The organism is Providencia sp. PROV268 (assembly GCF_028477805.1).
Lineage (GTDB): Bacteria > Pseudomonadota > Gammaproteobacteria > Enterobacterales > Enterobacteriaceae > Providencia > Providencia stuartii.
Map to the genome: position 1 here is coordinate 47,495 of NZ_JAMPLW010000016.1, position 17,872 is coordinate 65,366.

Consider the following 17,872-nt stretch of genomic DNA (forward strand, 5'->3'; position numbering starts at 1 on the left):
TCCCCGTTAGTGGCAGGCCTTGCCTGAGCAGTCGGAACAGGATTTGGCGGTTTGATTTGCCAGATTCAGTGTTACTCTGCTCCGTGCTCGGCGCAATAAGGTAAACAGCACAAGATTAAATATGATAACTGCAACAATAATAATTAAGCTGCTTTGCGGGTGCTGGCTAAAAGTTGCAGCTTGGTAGAACAGAGCCGCAAGGCTATAAGCCACATTCAGCCCCCATAAAATGGAGAATGCCATCCAGCTTTTATTGGTTTCACGAGCGATAGCCCCCATGACCGAAACACAAGGGACATACAGCAAGACAAAAATAAGGTAGCTGTATGCGGCAATATCGGAACCAAATTTGGCTGCCATGGTGCCCATGGATCCAGAAGCCATTTCACCATCGCCTTTACTTGCCTCGATTGGATTAGAAAGTGCACTTAGGGTAAAGGTCTCTTTCAAACTATCCCAAGTTTCTGCGACTGCATCCCCCAACTCATCGAGTAAATCAAAGGATTGGGCATCGAATGGCTCGGCTGTGATATTTTCCGCGGTGTAGAGGGTGTTTAATGTTCCTACAACAACTTCTTTTGCCATCGCACCAGTAATCAAACCAACAGTGGCTTGCCAGTTATCGGTATGCACTCCGATAGGCTGTAAAACAGGGGTAATCACTTTACTGACGGAAGCAAGAGCGGAGTCATTAATATTATCGACAGGTTTTCCTGAAAGGGAAAAACTATTTAAAGCGCCGATAAACATACTGGCAACCACGATAACTTTACCAGCACGGATCACAAAGCCTTTTAGGCGCTGCCAAGTTTGGATCAACAGCGTTTTTAGGTGGGGCACATGATACACCGGGAGTTCCATCACAAAAGGAGAGGCTTCACCACGCATTAAGGTATGTTTGAGTAGCAAACCCGTTAAGATAGCGACAACAATTCCGAGGATATAGAGTGAAAAAACAATACTTGCGCCACTTTTCCCAAAAAACGCGGAGGCGAATACCGCGAAGATAGCGAGCCGTGCACCACAAGACATAAATGGAGCCATTAATACGGTAATGAGGCGCTCACGAGGTGCATCCAACGTACGTGCGCCCATAATGGCGGGAACATTGCAACCAAAACCCACAATTAATGGCACGAAGGATTTACCCGGTAAGCCCAAGGCCTGCATTAATCTATCCATCACAAAGGCGGCTCGTGCCATATAGCCCGAGTCTTCTAAGACAGATAAAAACAGGTACATCATACCAATTTGCGGTACGAGAGGGAGTACGGTATTGATACCGCCACCAATACCTTGTGCAAGGAAGACGGTGAGCCAATCAGGGAAACTGAAATACGCCCCTACCCACTGAATACCATGGATAAAGATGGCTTCTGAGGCACCTTCAAAGAACGGCTGCAAAGCGCCACCAATATTAATTGCCAAGACGAACATTAAGTACATGACAAATAAAAAAATCGGAACGCCAAGCCAGCGGTTAAGGATGAGTCTATCAAGGGATTGCGTTAATTTGTTGGGTTCCGCGGCACTGTTATTGATGGATTTCTCACAAATCGCTGCAATGGATTGGTAGCGGGCATCGGCAATTAACAGTTCAGGCTCTTCATTTAAGCTAGCTTTTAAGTGCTGTTGAGTGGCCTGCAATTGCGCTTCTGTAATATTCGCGCGCTGGCGGCTATAAATATCGCCTTCGAGTATCTGCAATGCTAACCAACGACGTTGTTGCTGACTAAATTGCTGCGCCGAGATCTGCTCAGAGAGTGAATCCACCTCTTGTAATAAGGCCGCCGGATATTCAACCAGCGCTGTCATATTGTTCTGAGGGTGTTTATCAATCGCTTGTTTGAGTTTATCAATCCCTGTAGCACGGGTTGAAACCAACGGAATGACAGGGCAACCCAACTGCTGTTGCAGTTTTTCAACATCAATCTCAATGTGTTGGCTTTGTGCAATATCCAACATGTTAAGTGCGATGATGCAAGGCACCCCCAACTCCACTAATTGCAAAGTGAGGTAGAGGTTGCGCTCTAAATTAGAGGCATCGACGACGTTAATCAGCATATCGGCTTCGCCGCTTAAAATAAAATAGCAGGCGATTTGCTCATCGAGAGATGTCTGTTCTGAAATGGTGGTTAGCGAATAAGTACCGGGCAAGTCAACTAATTCAATATGATGCTCAGCCGTATTAAAACGCCCAACTTTCCTTTCGACGGTGACACCAGCCCAGTTACCAACCCGTTGGCGAGAGCCAGTTAATTGGTTAAATAGCGTTGTCTTACCTGCATTTGGATTGCCAATGAGGCCGATGGTTAATGGTTTCATAGTGTTTACCGATAATAAAAATACAAAATAGTAACGTGGTATAACAACACCTGATATTAAGTCGGCGTGGCTTCATCAAGGTTGAGTAAGGCGAGATCTTTTTTTCGTAGTACAAGACTAACTCGATGCGTTTCGATTTGTATTGGGTCTCCTAAAGGAGCAAAACGTACTACTTTAAAAATGGAACCCGGTAATAAACCAAGCGAGAGCAGTTTTTGTCGGTAAGCGGGGCTTATCTGTGGTGAAAAACCGAGTATTTTGTAGCTGTGTTGAGGAAGTAGTGACATATCGCCTTCCATTAGTCATAGGTAATAATACTGATGATTGTTATTAAGAGAGATACAAGTAAAAAGTCAGCATAAACAGAAAAAAATCTAATCAATAATGATAATAATAATCATCAACTATTCGTTATATTTAGCCTCTTTTTTCGTCAAATTTAATTGATGTGGATCAACTAAGCATTGAGTTTGCCGCGCACCAAGGCGAAACCCAATAAATTTATAGAGTAAATTAAAATCGATTAATGTATTTGTTTTGTTAATTATTCACGGGGCGAAATAGCTTGGGCGTGAGTAAAAACCTCTACAATCAAAGAGAAATCGGATTGTAGAGGTTGAGGGATTAGCGTTTTTTACCGAATGCGGCAGCGAGGGCATCACTCATCGCACTGTTTCCAGTGGCGGCTTGGTTTTTCCGTGACATGTCACGTTGTGCAGATTGCGGTTTACGTGAGTTTCTCTCTTGCTGGTCATTATGGCGGCGTGGGGCGCTATTGGTATCGCCGGGTTGTTCATCAAGGCGCATCGATAAGGCGATACGTTTGCGAGGGATATCAACATCCATCACTTTTACTTTAACGATATCACCTGCTTTAACCACTTTATGTGGGTCTTCAACATAGCTGTTAGACAGCGATGAAATATGCACTAAGCCATCTTGATGCACACCAATATCAACGAAAGCGCCGAAATTAGTGACGTTAGTCACCGAACCTTCCAAAATCATGCCTGCGACTAAGTCATTCATGGTTTCAATGCCTTCGGCAAAGGTCGCCGTTTTAAACTCAGGGCGTGGGTCGCGGCCCGGTTTGTCCAGCTCTTTGATAATATCGGTAACAGTAGGAACCCCAAACTGCTCTGTTGTGAAGTCGCGAGGGCTTAAGCTATTTAAAACAGAGGAGTTGCCCATAATCTCTTTAAGGGGCTGGCGAACAGTTTCGAGGATCTTTTCAACAACGGGATAAGCCTCTGGGTGAACGCCAGAAGCATCAAGTGGGTTATCGCCGTTGGTGATCCGTAAGAAGCCCGCACACTGTTCAAAGGCTTTTGGCCCTAAGCGAGTGACTTTTAGAAGCTGTTTTCTATCTGCAAAACGGCCATTCTCATCGCGCCAATTTACCACGTTTTGCGCGATCATTTTGCTTAGACCTGCAACGCGGGTTAGCAAGGCAACAGAAGCGGTATTCAAGTCAACGCCGACAGAGTTTACACAGTCCTCGACCACGGCATCGAGTTTACGAGCCAATTGAGTTTGGCTCACATCGTGTTGGTATTGACCAACACCAATCGATTTCGGGTCGATTTTCACTAATTCGGCGAGGGGGTCTTGTAAGCGGCGTGCGATAGACACGGCTCCGCGCAGTGACACATCAAGATCAGGGAATTCTTGAGCGGCCAGCTCTGATGCCGAGTAAACGGAGGCCCCCGCTTCACTCACAATCACTTTCTGTGCTGTGACTTCGGGGTACTGTTTTTGTACGTCAGCAAAGAAGCGCTCAGTCTCTCTTGAAGCCGTTCCGTTACCGATAGCGACTAACTCGACTTGGTGTTTTTGACATAAGGCCGCAACGCTAGCCGCCGCTTTAGCCGCTTGACCTGTGTGTGGATAGATAGTATCCGTTGCGATAAGTTTACCTGTCGCATCCACCACCGCGACTTTCACCCCTGTCCGTAGACCCGGATCTAACCCCATAGTCGCTCGCATACCGGCTGGTGCCGCCATCAATAAGTCACTGAGGTTACGCGCAAACACATTGATTGCTTCTTCTTCTGCTTTTTCGCGCAGTGAGCTCATAATCTCAGTTTCGAGATGTAGCAATACTTTGACGCGCCATGTCCAGCTAATAACCGCTTTACGCCATTGGTCTGCTGGTGCATTATTCAATCGAACATCAAGGTGACGAGTAATGATCTCTTCACAGTAACTTTCTTTTGGTGGCTCTTCAAATTGCGGGTCACAGTTTAGTGATAACTGTAAAATACCTTCATTACGACCACGGAACATGGCTAATGCGCGATGCGACGGAACGGAAGAAACAGGTTCTTGGTGATCAAAGTAGTCACTAAATTTAGCGCCTTCGGTTTGTTTGCCATCGATAACTTTGGAAACCAAATGGGCATTTTTCAGTAAATAGTCGCGAACTTTAGCTAATAATGCTGCATCTTCGGCGAAACGCTCCATTAAGATATAACGAGCGCCATCGAGAGCCGCTTTCGTATCTGCCACGCCATTTTCGGCATTGACAAAGGATTGAGCGACATCATCGGGGGATTGAGTGGGGTCATTCCACAATGTGTCTGCTAACGGCTCTAGGCCTGCTTCGATAGCAATTTGCCCACGAGTGCGGCGTTTGGGCTTAAAGGGCAAGTAGAGGTCTTCAAGCTCGGTTTTATTTAAGGTGTTATTGATAGCAGCGGCGAGTTCGGGAGTGAGTTTGTCTTGTTCTTCGATTGACTTGAGGATGGTTTGCTTGCGTTCATTTAACTCTCGTAAATAGCCTAAACGGTTCTCTAATTGGCGAAGCTGAGTATCATCAAGGCCTCCTGTGACTTCCTTACGATAACGAGCAATAAAAGGAACCGTATTCCCTTCATCTAACAAGGTGATAGCAGAAAATACCTGTTTCGGTTGAACTTGTAGCTCTCCCGCGATTATTTGGCTTAGAGTTTCATTCATGTCGCTTTTTAATACCTAGTCAAAGAATGGTTAAAAAATTTATGGCACTGTTATACTTGCACAGAAGCAGAATTTCTAGGGTGAACTTTGCTAAAGTTAAAGATTAATTCTGTATATAATTTATAATTATCTAACTTGCTTACTGATTTATGAAGGTTATGAATAAGAGTCTCTTAATCACACGCGAAGGTTGGGATGCGCTAGACAAAGAACTTAAATATCTTTGGAAAGAGGAGCGCCCAAGAGTCACTCAGTCGGTTTCTGAAGCTGCGGCTCAAGGTGATCGTTCAGAAAATGCGGAATATATTTATGGTAAAAAGCGTTTGCGAGAGATTGATCGTCGAGTACGCTTTTTATCTAAAAGATTGGATCAACTAAGAATTGTCGAACCAGATCCACGGCAAGAAGGGCGAGTCTTTTTTGGCGCATGGGTGAAATTAGAAGATGATAATGAAAATATCAGAATATTCCGATTGGTCGGTGCCGATGAGTTTAATCCATCCAAAAATTGGATTTCTATTGATTCTCCAGTTGCTCGCGCGCTAGTTGGTAAGCAGGTTGATGATGAAATTACGGTGAATACACCTGGGGGGCGGGTAACCTATACAGTGTTAGAAATTAGTTATAAACCGCTAGTCCTATAAGGCGTAAAATTATTCATTAAATTTCAAGTTGATGGTAAATTAGGACGTTAACTATCTTATATTTTACTTATACACAAAATAATTCAGGTGATATGCCGTTATTAAGCGCAAGTAAAAATTTATCGTCATGACTATTTTTGTGATTTAGATAGCAGCGCTTTGTAACACCCATACAGCTTGGAGCATGGTGGGTATATTCTTATTTTAAAAATAATTTCGATAGATTGCACATCTTGAGGGCTACAAAATGCAAGAAAGCTATAAAGTTCTTGTCGTCGATGATGATATGCGTTTGCGTGCCTTGCTTGAACGCTACCTCACAGAGCAAGGATTTCAGGTACGTAGTGCCGCGAATGCTGAACAAATGGATAGGATCCTAACGAGGGAGTCGATTCATCTAATCGTTTTAGATTTGATGTTGCCAGGTGAAGATGGTCTGTCAATTTGTCGTCGTTTACGCAGCCAAAACAATCCAATACCGATTATTATGGTAACGGCTAAAGGTGAAGAGGTTGACCGTATTGTTGGTTTAGAGATTGGCGCCGACGATTACATTCCTAAACCTTTTAACCCGCGTGAATTACTTGCACGTATTCGTGCTGTATTACGTCGCCAAGCAAATGAATTGCCAGGCGCACCATCTCAGGATGATGCGATTATTACCTTCGGTAAGTTTAAACTGAACCTAGGCACCCGTGAAATGTTCCAAGGCGAAGAAAATATGCCTTTGACGAGCGGTGAGTTTGCTGTACTTAAAGTATTGGTTTCGCACCCAAGGGAACCATTATCTCGTGATAAGCTGATGAGCTTAGCGAGAGGCCGTGAATACAGTGCGATGGAACGTTCAATTGACGTTCAAATTTCACGTTTACGTCGTATGGTTGAAGAAGATCCAGCTCACCCTCGCTACATTCAGACAGTCTGGGGCTTGGGCTATGTATTTGTGCCGGACGGTAGTAAAGCATGAAGCGACTGAGGTTCTCTCGCCGTAGTACATTTTCGCGTTCGTTATTTTTGTTTGTTGCATTACTGTTTGCCAGCCTTGTCACCAGCTATATGGTGGTGCTGAATTTTGTTGTTATGCCAAGTTTGCAGCAATTCAACAAAGTGTTGGCTTATGAAGTGCGAACATTAATGACGGAGCGGATGGTGCTGCAAGATGGAACCACAGTACGGGTCTCTCCCGCATTACGTAAAAAAATCTACAATGAGTTGGGGATCACCTTTTATGCTCAATCAGCCGCGATGGAAGAAGGCTTAAATTGGGCGAAAGAATACGATTTTCTCAGCGAAAACATGTCGGAATATATTGGTGGCGAAGCCCAAGTGCGTCTTGAGCTTGGCCGCGAATATCCTATTCTTTGGTTAACCTCCTATCTTGCGCCTGATATCTGGGTGCGTGTGCCATTAACTGAAATTGGGCAAAACCAATTTTCGTTAGTATTCCGTTATACTTTAGCCATTTTCCTGTCTATTTTTGCAGGGGTCTGGCTCTATATTCGTTACCAAAACAAGCCATTACTTGAACTTGAATACCATGCAGGGCAAGTGGGGAAAGGGGTCATATTACCCGCCATGCAGGAAAAAGGGGCAACTGAGGTAAGAGCCGCGATCCGCTCCTTTAATCATATGGCTGCGGGCATAAAGACGCTTGAAAATGATCGGACAATTTTAATGGCGGGGGTCAGTCATGACTTACGTACCCCACTGACACGGATCCGATTGGCGACGGAAATGATGAGCCCTGAAGATGGCTACCTAGCAGAATCCATCAATAAGGATATTGAAGAGTGTGATGCGATTATTGGTCAGTTTATGGACTACCTGAAAACGGGTCAGGAAATGAATATGGAGTTTTGTGACCTAAATAGCATCCTCAATGAGGCAGTTACCGCTGAAACGAGCGTGACCGGTGAAATTGAAACGGCACTGGAGCCGGGTAGTCTGATCGTGAATGCGAATCCATTAGCCATTAAACGCGCCATCACCAATATGATTGTTAACGCTTATCGCTATGGTAACGGCTGGATCAAAGTGAGCAGTGGCAAAAATGAGGATTCGGTTTGGTTCCAAGTGGAAGATGATGGTGCAGGTATCAAAGAAGAAGATATTCAACGCCTCTTCCAACCTTTTGTGCAAGGTGAAAAAGCCCGTAGCAATAAGGGAACAGGGCTAGGATTGGCAATTATCCGTCGTATTGTCGATGCCCATGAAGGTAGTATCGAAATCCATAAAAGTGAACGCGGCGGTTTCGCCATTCGTGCACTCCTGCCATTGAAAGAAAAAGAAGAGTAACCATTGTCGGTAGTGGGTCGTATAAAACGACCTACCTTCTATTTTATTTCGGTATTAACGCCTATCTTACGCGCCAGTCATCATATAAAAAATAACTTACTCTATAACACCGCCACCTCCACCGCCGATGGCAAAATTTGCAGGTCTTCGCAACACTATAGCGGCATCATCGCAGACCACTCATGGTAAAACGGGGATGGATCAAGTAATCGCTCAGCTCAAACAACATCCGGTTTTCAAGTCAAATAAAGAACAATGAATATTTGCTTGTTGTTTGCGTAGCTGGCGTGAGGCTCAATTTTCGCTGATTATCTGCCTGCTTTATCATAAAGCAGGCACCACGCGAGATGACCATTTTGTGATGGTAGTCTGACCGCATACGCAAATTGCTGATTTTAATCCCTTGATGGCAAGCGCATGTTTCTCCCTTGAAACGGTGAATTAAACCGTATTATCAAAATAGAGAAGCAGTAAAAAAGGATTTTACGACTTTTTTATGACAGTTTGTCATGGTGGTCTCAATATAGAGATATTCTGCTCTATATTTCATTACTCATTGATTTTATGACTGATTTTGTTTTTTAAGCTGCTGTTTTTTTTCGATAGCTAGACGAAAGTCGTCAATTGTCATAAAACTGTCATAAATCAGACATGTTGTTGTCATCAAATTGTCCTATTTTTCCTACCGTGACATTTCACCAACAATTTACTACTTAATTGTTTCTATACATCCCCGGAGGGATTATGAAAATGATGCGTACAACCTTAGCTAGCGTAATGGCAGCAACCCTTTCAATGACTGCAATGTCTTCTTTTGCTGCCACAAGCTTAACTGGCGCGGGTGCAACATTCCCTGCTCCTGTTTATGCTAAGTGGGCGGACTCTTATCAGAAAGAAACAGGTAATAAAGTGAACTATCAGGGGATTGGCTCTTCTGGTGGTGTTAAACAAATTAATGCAAAAACGGTTGATTTCGGTGCGTCTGATGCGCCATTAACCGATGAAAAATTGAAAGAAGATGGCCTATTCCAGTTCCCAACCGTAATCGGTGGTGTGGTACTGGCGGTTAACGTAAAAGGTATCCAGTCAGGTCAATTGACATTAGACGGTACAACATTAGGTGATATCTACCTCGGTAAAATCACCAAATGGAATGATCCTGCCATCGCTAAATTGAACCCAGGTGTTAACTTACCCGATCAAAACATTGCAGTGGTAAGACGCTCTGATGGCTCAGGTACGACGTTCGTATTTACGAGCTACTTATCAAAAGTCAGCTCAAGCTGGAAAAATGATATTGGTGCAGGCTCTACAGTAAACTGGCCGAAAAACAACGTCGCAGGTAAAGGTAACGATGGCGTTGCAGCTTTCGTCCAGCGTTTACCAGGCTCTATCGGTTATGTGGAGTATGCCTATGCGAAACAGAATAACCTTGCTTATACTAAACTCATTTCCGCAGATGGTAAGGTTGTTTCCCCAACAGGTGAAAGCTTCAGCGCAGCAGCGAAGAAAGTTGACTGGTCTAAGTCATTCGCTCAAGACCTGACTAACCGTAATGGTGAGAACGCATGGCCAATTACCTCAACCACGTTTATCTTAGTTCACAAAGATCAAGCGAATGCAGAAAAAGGAAAAGCTGTGCTCGATTTCTTTAACTGGGCTTATGAGAAAGGTGGTCAGCAAGCAGAAGCATTGGATTATGCTATCCTTCCTCAAGAAGTTGTGACAGCAATTCGTGCAGCATGGAAAACAGAAGTCAAAGATAGCCAAGGCAAACCACTGTTCTAATCAGTGAGCCTCGGGTTGGTAATGGTAGGCGGATGCTTAGGATTAACATCCGCCTTCTGACGTAGTAACTAAATCCTACTAAATAAAGTAGGTGTAGGATGAGACAAAGCGCATGGCCGAAAAAACAACGGCATTTAAAGCACCGAGCAAGTCAGGCGATGTGATATTTGGCGCATTAGTCAAAATTGCCGCGCTAATCACTTTGTTAATGCTTGGTGGCATCATTATTTCCCTTATTTTTGCCTCGTGGCCGAGTATGCAAAAATTTGGGTTTTCGTTTTTATGGACTAAAGAATGGGATGCTCCCGCTGAGGAGTTTGGTGCGCTTGTGCCTATCTATGGCACCATCGTCACATCACTGATTGCCCTGATTATTGCAGTACCCGTGAGCTTTGGTATTGCTCTTTTCTTAACTGAACTTGCACCTAATTGGTTAAAACGCCCATTAGGGATTGCGATTGAGCTTCTCGCTGCCATTCCTAGTATCGTTTATGGTATGTGGGGGCTGTTTGTTTTTGCGCCGCTGTTTGCGGAATATTTTCAAGAGCCTGTCGGCAATGTGATGTCGAGTATCCCAATTGTCGGTGAGCTTTTCTCAGGTCCTGCATTCGGGATTGGTATTTTGGCAGCAGGTATTATCCTCGCCATTATGATCATTCCTTATATTGCCTCTGTCATGCGTGACGTGTTTGAACAAACACCTGTCATGATGAAGGAGTCAGCATATGGTATCGGTTGTACCACATGGGAAGTGATCTGGAATATTGTTCTGCCTTATACACGTAACGGTGTGATAGGTGGGGTAATGTTAGGTTTAGGGCGCGCGCTTGGTGAAACAATGGCGGTGACCTTTGTAATTGGTAATACGTATCAACTGGATAGTTTCTCGTTGTTTATGCCGAGTAACAGTATTACTTCTGCATTGGCGAATGAATTTGCCGAAGCGGAAGGTGGTCTACATACCGCCGCGCTGATGGAACTTGGGTTAATTCTATTTGTTATCACCTTTATTGTTCTGGCGATATCAAAACTCATGGTTATGCGTTTAGCGAAGAACGAGGGCCGTTAATATGTCGACATCCGATAATATTGTCGTTAATCAAAAAGAACGAGCCCGTCGTCAGGCATGGCGACGCCAAGTTAACCGAATCGCTCTGTTTGTTTCGATGCTAACGATGGCATTTGGGCTGTTCTGGTTAATTTGGATTTTGTTCTCAACCGTTACCAAAGGGTTCGATGGCATGTCATTGAACTTGTTCACAGAAATGACTCCTCCACCGAATACGGAAGGGGGCGGCCTTGCTAATGCTATCGTAGGTAGTGGGCTGTTGATCTTGTGGGCAACGGTCGTGGGTACACCGCTTGGGATCTTAGCAGGGATCTATTTGGCAGAGTATGGCCGTAAATCATGGCTAGCTTCTGTAACGCGTTTTATTAATGACATTTTGCTTTCAGCACCATCGATTGTGGTGGGGCTATTCGTCTATACCATTGTGGTGGCGCAAATGCAGCACTTCTCTGGCTGGGCTGGCGTTATCGCATTGGCGTTGTTGCAAATTCCGATTGTTATCCGTACCACTGAAAACATGTTGAAGTTAGTACCGGATAGCTTACGAGAAGCCGCATATGCGCTAGGTACGCCAAAATGGAAAATGATTTTATCGATTACGCTTAAAGCATCTGTCTCCGGGATCATTACAGGTATTTTGCTGGCTATTGCTCGTATTGCGGGGGAAACCGCACCATTACTGTTCACATCACTGTCGAACCAGTTCTGGAGTACGGATATGAATGAGCCAATTGCTAACTTACCCGTCACTATCTTTAAATTTGCGATGAGCCCGTTCTCCGAATGGCAACAACTGGCATGGGCAGGGGTTCTATTAATCACCCTATGTGTCTTGTTAATTAACATCGTCGCACGTGTTGTGTTTGCTCAGAAAAAACACTAACCCCGGATTGAATAAAGATTTATAGAGAGAAGTTGCCATGATTAATGCAAATGATATTGCAAACAGTAAGATTAAAGTACGTGACCTTAATTTTTATTACGGGAAATTCCACGCATTAAAAAATATCTCATTAGATATCGAAAAAAATAAAGTCACCGCCTTTATCGGCCCATCTGGTTGCGGTAAATCGACCTTACTGCGTACCTTCAATAAAATGTATGAGCTGTACGGTGAACAGCGTGCGGAAGGTGAAATCTTACTTGATGGTCAAAATATTCTGACAGACAAACAGGATATCGCTCTGTTACGTGCCAAGGTCGGAATGGTATTCCAAAAACCAACGCCATTCCCAATGTCAATCTACGATAATATTGCATTTGGTGTACGCCTGTTTGAAAAACTCTCTCGTGTAGAGATGGATGAGCGCGTTCAATGGGCATTAACCAAAGCGGCTCTGTGGAATGAGACCAAAGATAAATTACATCAAAGTGGTTATAGCCTATCTGGTGGTCAGCAACAGCGTCTATGTATCGCACGTGGTATTGCTATCCGCCCAGAAGTGTTATTGCTTGATGAGCCGTGTTCAGCTCTTGACCCAATTTCAACAGGGCGCATTGAGGAGTTGATCAGCGAACTCAAATCTGAATACACCGTGGTGATCGTAACTCATAATATGCAACAGGCTGCGCGTTGTTCTGATTATACGGCCTTTATGTATTTGGGTGAGCTGATTGAGTTTAATAATACAGACAAGATGTTCACCACACCTGAAAAGAAACAAACTGAAGACTACATTACTGGTCGTTACGGTTGATATGGAGCCGACTATGGATACGCTGAACCACAACAAACATATTTCTGGGCAGTTCAATGCTGAACTGGAACATATCCATACAGAGTTGATGACAATGGGAGGGCTGGTTGAAGAACAGCTCACCAAAGCTATCACAGCGATGCATAATCAGGATGAGGCTCTTGCGCGCGAAGTTATCGAAAATGACCATAAAGTCAATATGATGGAAGTGGCTATTGATGAAGAATGCGTGAAAATTATCGCAAAACGCCAGCCGACAGCGAGCGATTTGCGACTGATTATGGCAATTTCTAAAACGATTGCCGAACTTGAGCGTATTGGTGATGTTGCCGATAAAATTTGCCAAACTGCATTGGAAAAGTTTTCTCACCAGCACCAGCCGTTATTGGTGAGCCTAGAGTCATTAGGCCGTCATACTGTGCAAATGTTGCATGATGTCTTAGATGCCTTTGCACGCATGGACTTGGAAGAAGCCATTCGGATTTATCGAGAAGATGAAAAGGTAGACCAAGAATACGAAGGGATCGTGCGTCAACTGATGACGTACATGATGGAAGACCCAAGGACTATCCCAAGTGTACTGACTGCGCTGTTTTGTGCTCGCTCTATTGAACGTATCGGTGATCGTTGCCAAAACATCTGTGAATTTATTTTTTACTATGTCAAAGGCCAAGACTTCCGCCATGTAGGTGGTGACCGCTTAGAAAAGATGATCACTAAGAAGGAATAACGAGGTAATGCCGCCAAGGGGCCGCCTCACGGTGACTCCTTGGTACAAACTTTCTTTTTCGTCTGGGGTGATACCCGCTCTAGTCAACCTTTAAACATTTCCGTTTTTCCTTTTCGTTATAAGAAAAGGCTATCCATGGTTTAGACCATAATTTAGGGCGTCTCCGATGGTGTTTGCCCTTTTTTTATATCCGCATTTCTATATTCTTTTTTGATATAAATATATTAACTAATAGTATTTCAAGAAATAAGCGTTCCTTGATAACTTGGGATGGTCAATTTACATAAGTTTACCGTCAGAGGTGTTCAATGAAAGCTCGCGTTTTAACTACCGCACTACTTGCAGGCCTTGCGCTGGTGGCCAATGTCGCCAATGCAGATAAGCTGGATGATATTAAGCAAGCGGGTGTGATCCGTATCTCTGTTTTTGACAGTAACCCACCATTTGGTTTTATTGACCCACAAACGAAAAAACTCGCGGGCTATGATGTTGATATCGCACAGGCGATAGCGGATGACCTTGGCGTCAAGTTAGAGTTGCGTCCAACCAACCCAGCAAACCGTATTCCACTACTGACTTCAGGTAAAGTCGATTTAATTGGGGCAAATTTCACTATCACTGATGAACGTGCTAAGCAGGTTGATTTTTCTATTCCTGATTTTGCAACAGGGCAAAAGTTTATTGCGCGCAAAGGGGTATTGAAGACGCCTGATGATATCGCACCTTTACGTATTGGTGCCGACAAAGGTACCGTGCAAGAAGTGACATTACGTGAACGTTATCCGAATACAAAAGTCATTTCTTATGATGATACACCACAGGCATTTGCGGCTTTACGCAATGGTAACGTACAAGCAATTACCCAAGACGATGCAAAATTAGTGGGATTACTTGGTAACTTACCTGAGAAAGTCAAAGCAGATTTTGAAATCTCTCCATTTAGCATCACTCGCGAATATCAAGCGGTTGCTGCCGCTAAAGGTGAAACACGTTTAATCGAAAATGTGAATAACACGTTGTTGAAGCTTGAAAAAGAAGGCAAAGCAGAACAGATTTATAACCGTTGGTTTGGCCCTGATACAAAGGCCGCTCAACCTCGCGGTGAGTTCAAATTTGCACCACTGGATCAGCAAAAATAATAGGCGTTCTATTTCGCCGATTCCATGCTCACTGGTCGATAAGCATAGAATAAATAGCCCCGCATATTATCGCGGGGTTCTTAGTTATAAAAGGCAGCACTTATGTTTGAAAAATTAACGAGCGGCGAGTTTCTTTCTGAGCATTTTTTAGCTCCCGAGTATTTGGAATGGTTTGGTTATGGTTTTTTACTGACCCTCTGGATCTCCATTTGTACCATTATCGCTGCAACGTTATTAGGTTTTGTGGTTGCTGCGGCAAGGGATAGCCAAATTGCTCCGCTACGCTGGATTGTCGGAGTGTATGTTTCCGTTTTTCGCAATACCCCGTTGTTGGTACAACTCTTTTTCTGGTATTTCGCTTCCGGTGAAATTTTATCATCGGATATGATGGCGTGGCTTAATACTCCCCACGAAATCACATTTGCGGGGATGACGCTCAGTTGGCCTTCGTTTGAATTTTTAGCAGGTTTTATTGGCTTAACGTTATATACCGTACCATTTATTGCCGAAGAAATACGCTCCGGTATCCGTGGTGTACGACAAGGCCAAAAATATGCCGCTTTTGCGCTGGGTTTAACAGGGTGGCAAGCGATGAAACATGTGGTGCTACCCCAGGCCGTTAAAATAGCCATGCCACCTCTTCTCGGGCAATACATGAATGTCGTTAAAAACTCCTCTTTAACCATGGCGATTGGTGTGGCTGAGCTATCTTATGTATCACGTCAGGTTGAAAGCCAAACACTACAGACATTTACGGCATTTGGCCTAGCCACTGTGCTGTATATTGCGATTATCGCGGTAATGGAAGGTTGGGGGCAGTGGCGAGCGCAACGTAATTTAGTGGAGAGTGTGTAAGATGGATTTTTCAGTCATTGAGCAAAACTGGCAGTACCTTTTGTTTGGTGCGTTTCCAGATGGCCCTATTGAAGGTGCCGCATTAACATTAATTATCAGCTTGGTCGCGGGGGCAATGTCGATTGTATTCGGTACGCTTGGTGGTGTTGCCTTAGCGATGTTACGTGGTTTCTGGATGAACCTGTTCGCTGCTGTTTTAGGCTTTTTCCGCGCCATTCCCGTCATTATGCTGATTTTTTGGACTTATTTCTTTTTGCCCGTTGTGCTCGGAACCGAAATACCGGGTATCGCCTCAGTGATTTGCGCTCTCGCCTTAATCACGTCGGCGTATTTGGCCCATGCGGTTAAGGCGGGCATTTTAGCAATAGGCAAAGGGCAATGGCAGGCTGGCTTATCGTTAGGTTTTAGCCGTTGGCAAGTGCTTTGGCAAATAGTTTTACCCCAAGCATTACGCATGATGGTGCCATCGTTTATTAACCAATGGGTTGCGCTGATTAAAGACACGTCTTTGGCTTACATTGTGGGCGTTGCTGAACTGTCATTTTTGGCAACACAGGTGAATAACCGTGAAATGGTTTATCCACTCGAAATTTTCTTATTTGTCGCGTTTATTTACTTTGTCATCTGTCTGACATTAGAAATTGTCGCCAACTTGATAGCAAAACGTTTAAGTCATCATCGTGGGGCTAAACCATTTGCTGCGAAGCGGTCATTACTCTTTTGGCGTAGGCAGAAGCTACTCGCCTTATCGTAATCATCATAATGTGGCGGTGCAAATGGCGCCGCCACGATCACGCAAAAATTTCTTTTTTCTGTAAATTCCAATTCATCTTGCTGTATCAGTAAGTTAACGCACTTTTGAGTATTATCATCACGCAAACGTTTTCTTTTTTTCATTTTAACGGTAACACTCTCGATTTGTTTGTTGTAGGATAGGGCGAAAAAAACTTTTTTTGGGCGCAATATCTAATGAGTAATCAATCTTCTGGCTCTGTGCAACAACAGGGTCTGTTCCAACGCGTGTTTAAATTACAAGAACACGGAACAACGGCGAAAACTGAAGTCGTTGCAGGTTTTACAACCTTCCTCACAATGGTCTACATTGTCTTTGTTAACCCTCAAATTTTATCTGTCGCAGGGATGGACATTAAAGCCGTATTCGTAACGACCTGTTTAATTGCGGCTATCGGCAGTATTTTGATGGGGTTATTAGCAAACCTACCTATCGCGGTGGCACCAGCAATGGGGCTAAATGCCTTTTTTGCTTTTGTCGTCGTTGGGGCGATGGGGTATTCATGGCAAGTTGCGATGGGCGCTGTGTTCTGGGGCGCTGTGGGTCTCTTTATTCTAACACTCTTTCGTATCCGCTACTGGATCATTGCAAATATTCCATTGAGTTTGCGTGTGGGGATCACCAGCGGTATCGGTCTATTTATTGCCATGATGGGGCTGAAAAATTCAGGTATTATCGTGGCGAATCCAGACACTTTAGTCTCCATTGGTAACTTCACCCAACATAACGTTTGGTTAGGTGCTCTGGGCTTTTTCATTATTGCAATTTTAGCTGCCCGTAATATTCATGCAGCAGTATTAGTTTCCATTGTGGTCACTACCTTGATTGGCCTTGCATTAGGCGATGTGAAGTTCAACGGCATCTTCTCTTTGCCACCTAGCATCACCAGTGTAGTGGGGCAAGTCGATATTTTGGGATCACTGGACTTGGCGCTGTCTGGGGTCATCTTTGCTTTTATGTTGGTTAACTTATTCGACTCATCCGGCACAATGATTGGGGTTACGGATAAAGCTGGCATTACTGATGCTCGCGGAACATTCCCGCGCATGAAGCAAGCACTCTATGTGGATAGCTTAAGTTCTGTTGCCGGCTCTGCAATGGGAACATCATCGGTAACCGCTTATATCGAAAGCTCTTCGGGGGTATCTGTTGGTGGGCGTACTGGTCTGACTGCCATTGTGGTCGGGGTGTTATTCCTATTAACCATGTTTATTTCTCCTTTAGCGGGTATGGTTCCTGCTTATGCAACCGCGGGCGCGCTGATTTATGTTGGCGTGTTGATGACATCCAGTTTAACGCGTGTGAAGTGGGATGATTTGACGGAGTCGGTGCCTGCATTTATTACTGCGGTCATGATGCCATTTAGCTTTTCGATTACAGAAGGTATTGCATTAGGCTTTATCGCTTACTGTGCAATGAAGATCGGTACTGGTCGTTGGCGCGACTTAGGGTTATGTGTTGTTTTAGTTTCCATTTTATTTATTTTAAAAATGGTTTTAGTCGACGCCTAATCACCTTCCTTATCTAACGGCTCCCTTCTTGGAGCCGTTTTGTCATCAAATACTCTTAATTGCTATCA

Annotated in this window: 15 protein-coding genes; 12 read left to right on the forward strand and 3 right to left on the reverse strand. The window is 44.2% G+C overall.

The genetic code is table 11. The features are described 5' to 3' along the window. Positions 1-6: 6 nt before the first annotated feature. The 3 genes from feoB to PR699_RS12945 form a co-directional block, all read right to left on the reverse strand. Complete coding sequence (feoB, locus tag PR699_RS12935) at positions 7-2,325, reverse strand: Fe(2+) transporter permease subunit FeoB (RefSeq protein ID WP_014657016.1); 2,319 nt, start codon at positions 2,323-2,325, stop codon at positions 7-9. 56 nt (positions 2,326-2,381) lie between these two features. Beyond that, positions 2,382-2,612 carry a ferrous iron transporter A gene (feoA, locus tag PR699_RS12940; protein WP_036942241.1) on the reverse strand — a complete coding sequence of 77 codons (231 nt, stop codon included), beginning with the start codon at positions 2,610-2,612 and terminating at the stop codon, positions 2,382-2,384. A 337-nt stretch (positions 2,613-2,949) separates the two neighbouring features. After that, positions 2,950-5,283 (reverse strand): Tex family protein, encoded by a 2,334-nt coding sequence (locus tag PR699_RS12945; RefSeq protein ID WP_014657014.1) that lies wholly within the window; start codon positions 5,281-5,283, stop codon positions 2,950-2,952. Between the two features lie 158 nt (positions 5,284-5,441). On the opposite strand from PR699_RS12945, the gene greB reads away from it, so the two are divergent. From greB to PR699_RS13005, 12 genes are all read left to right on the forward strand, one after another. Continuing rightward, positions 5,442-5,927, forward strand: a complete 486-nt coding sequence (gene greB / locus PR699_RS12950) for a transcription elongation factor GreB (protein ID WP_014657013.1) — start codon at positions 5,442-5,444, stop codon at positions 5,925-5,927. 247 nt (positions 5,928-6,174) lie between these two features. Beyond that, on the forward strand, positions 6,175-6,894 hold the full coding sequence (ompR, locus tag PR699_RS12955) for a two-component system response regulator OmpR (RefSeq protein ID WP_004923581.1): 720 nt from the start codon (positions 6,175-6,177) through the stop codon (positions 6,892-6,894). Continuing rightward, positions 6,891-8,222 carry a two-component system sensor histidine kinase EnvZ gene (gene envZ / locus PR699_RS12960; RefSeq protein WP_071599669.1) on the forward strand — a complete coding sequence of 444 codons (1,332 nt, stop codon included), beginning with the start codon at positions 6,891-6,893 and terminating at the stop codon, positions 8,220-8,222. The genes ompR and envZ overlap by 4 nt, the downstream gene beginning before the upstream one ends. 744 nt (positions 8,223-8,966) lie before the next feature. Continuing rightward, positions 8,967-10,010: a phosphate ABC transporter substrate-binding protein PstS gene (pstS, locus tag PR699_RS12965; RefSeq protein WP_004923592.1), complete on the forward strand. Its 1,044-nt coding sequence runs from the start codon at positions 8,967-8,969 to the stop codon at positions 10,008-10,010. Positions 10,011-10,122: 112 nt separating this feature from the next. Then, a complete protein-coding gene (pstC, locus tag PR699_RS12970) occupies positions 10,123-11,079 on the forward strand; it encodes a phosphate ABC transporter permease PstC (protein ID WP_004923595.1) in 957 nt (318 codons plus the stop codon). A gap of 1 nt (position 11,080) precedes the next feature. Next, entirely contained in the window at positions 11,081-11,962 is an 882-nt protein-coding gene (gene pstA / locus PR699_RS12975) for a phosphate ABC transporter permease PstA (protein ID WP_004923598.1), read from the forward strand. A 37-nt stretch (positions 11,963-11,999) separates the two neighbouring features. Continuing rightward, positions 12,000-12,776, forward strand: a complete 777-nt coding sequence (pstB, locus tag PR699_RS12980; RefSeq protein ID WP_004923601.1) for a phosphate ABC transporter ATP-binding protein PstB — start codon at positions 12,000-12,002, stop codon at positions 12,774-12,776. A 13-nt stretch (positions 12,777-12,789) separates the two neighbouring features. Beyond that, positions 12,790-13,506, forward strand: a complete 717-nt coding sequence (gene phoU, locus PR699_RS12985) for a phosphate signaling complex protein PhoU (RefSeq protein ID WP_014657010.1) — start codon at positions 12,790-12,792, stop codon at positions 13,504-13,506. Between the two features lie 308 nt (positions 13,507-13,814). Next, positions 13,815-14,645, forward strand: a complete 831-nt coding sequence (locus PR699_RS12990) for an ABC transporter substrate-binding protein (RefSeq protein WP_004923605.1) — start codon at positions 13,815-13,817, stop codon at positions 14,643-14,645. Positions 14,646-14,747: 102 nt separating this feature from the next. Next, positions 14,748-15,500, forward strand: coding sequence for an amino acid ABC transporter permease (locus PR699_RS12995; protein WP_014657009.1), 753 nt, complete (start codon positions 14,748-14,750; stop codon positions 15,498-15,500). Between the two features lies 1 nt (position 15,501). Further along, positions 15,502-16,254, forward strand: a complete 753-nt coding sequence (locus PR699_RS13000; protein ID WP_004923612.1) for an amino acid ABC transporter permease — start codon at positions 15,502-15,504, stop codon at positions 16,252-16,254. 215 nt (positions 16,255-16,469) lie between these two features. Next, on the forward strand, positions 16,470-17,804 hold the full coding sequence (locus PR699_RS13005) for an NCS2 family permease (protein WP_004923617.1): 1,335 nt from the start codon (positions 16,470-16,472) through the stop codon (positions 17,802-17,804). Positions 17,805-17,872 lie beyond the last annotated feature (68 nt).

What these genes read in the sequence shown, in the direction of transcription:
- feoB (WP_014657016.1), bottom strand. Translation starts at nt 2,325, where the DNA reads ATGAAACCATTAACCATCGGCCTCATTGGCAATCCAAATGCAGGTAAG.
- feoA (WP_036942241.1), bottom strand. Translation starts at nt 2,612, where the DNA reads ATGTCACTACTTCCTCAACACAGCTACAAAATACTCGGTTTTTCACCA.
- PR699_RS12945 (WP_014657014.1), bottom strand. Translation starts at nt 5,283, where the DNA reads ATGAATGAAACTCTAAGCCAAATAATCGCGGGAGAGCTACAAGTTCAA.
- greB (WP_014657013.1), top strand. Translation starts at nt 5,442, where the DNA reads ATGAATAAGAGTCTCTTAATCACACGCGAAGGTTGGGATGCGCTAGAC.
- ompR (WP_004923581.1), top strand. Translation starts at nt 6,175, where the DNA reads ATGCAAGAAAGCTATAAAGTTCTTGTCGTCGATGATGATATGCGTTTG.
- envZ (WP_071599669.1), top strand. Translation starts at nt 6,891, where the DNA reads ATGAAGCGACTGAGGTTCTCTCGCCGTAGTACATTTTCGCGTTCGTTA.
- pstS (WP_004923592.1), top strand. Translation starts at nt 8,967, where the DNA reads ATGAAAATGATGCGTACAACCTTAGCTAGCGTAATGGCAGCAACCCTT.
- pstC (WP_004923595.1), top strand. Translation starts at nt 10,123, where the DNA reads ATGGCCGAAAAAACAACGGCATTTAAAGCACCGAGCAAGTCAGGCGAT.
- pstA (WP_004923598.1), top strand. Translation starts at nt 11,081, where the DNA reads ATGTCGACATCCGATAATATTGTCGTTAATCAAAAAGAACGAGCCCGT.
- pstB (WP_004923601.1), top strand. Translation starts at nt 12,000, where the DNA reads ATGATTAATGCAAATGATATTGCAAACAGTAAGATTAAAGTACGTGAC.
- phoU (WP_014657010.1), top strand. Translation starts at nt 12,790, where the DNA reads ATGGATACGCTGAACCACAACAAACATATTTCTGGGCAGTTCAATGCT.
- PR699_RS12990 (WP_004923605.1), top strand. Translation starts at nt 13,815, where the DNA reads ATGAAAGCTCGCGTTTTAACTACCGCACTACTTGCAGGCCTTGCGCTG.
- PR699_RS12995 (WP_014657009.1), top strand. Translation starts at nt 14,748, where the DNA reads ATGTTTGAAAAATTAACGAGCGGCGAGTTTCTTTCTGAGCATTTTTTA.
- PR699_RS13000 (WP_004923612.1), top strand. Translation starts at nt 15,502, where the DNA reads ATGGATTTTTCAGTCATTGAGCAAAACTGGCAGTACCTTTTGTTTGGT.
- PR699_RS13005 (WP_004923617.1), top strand. Translation starts at nt 16,470, where the DNA reads ATGAGTAATCAATCTTCTGGCTCTGTGCAACAACAGGGTCTGTTCCAA.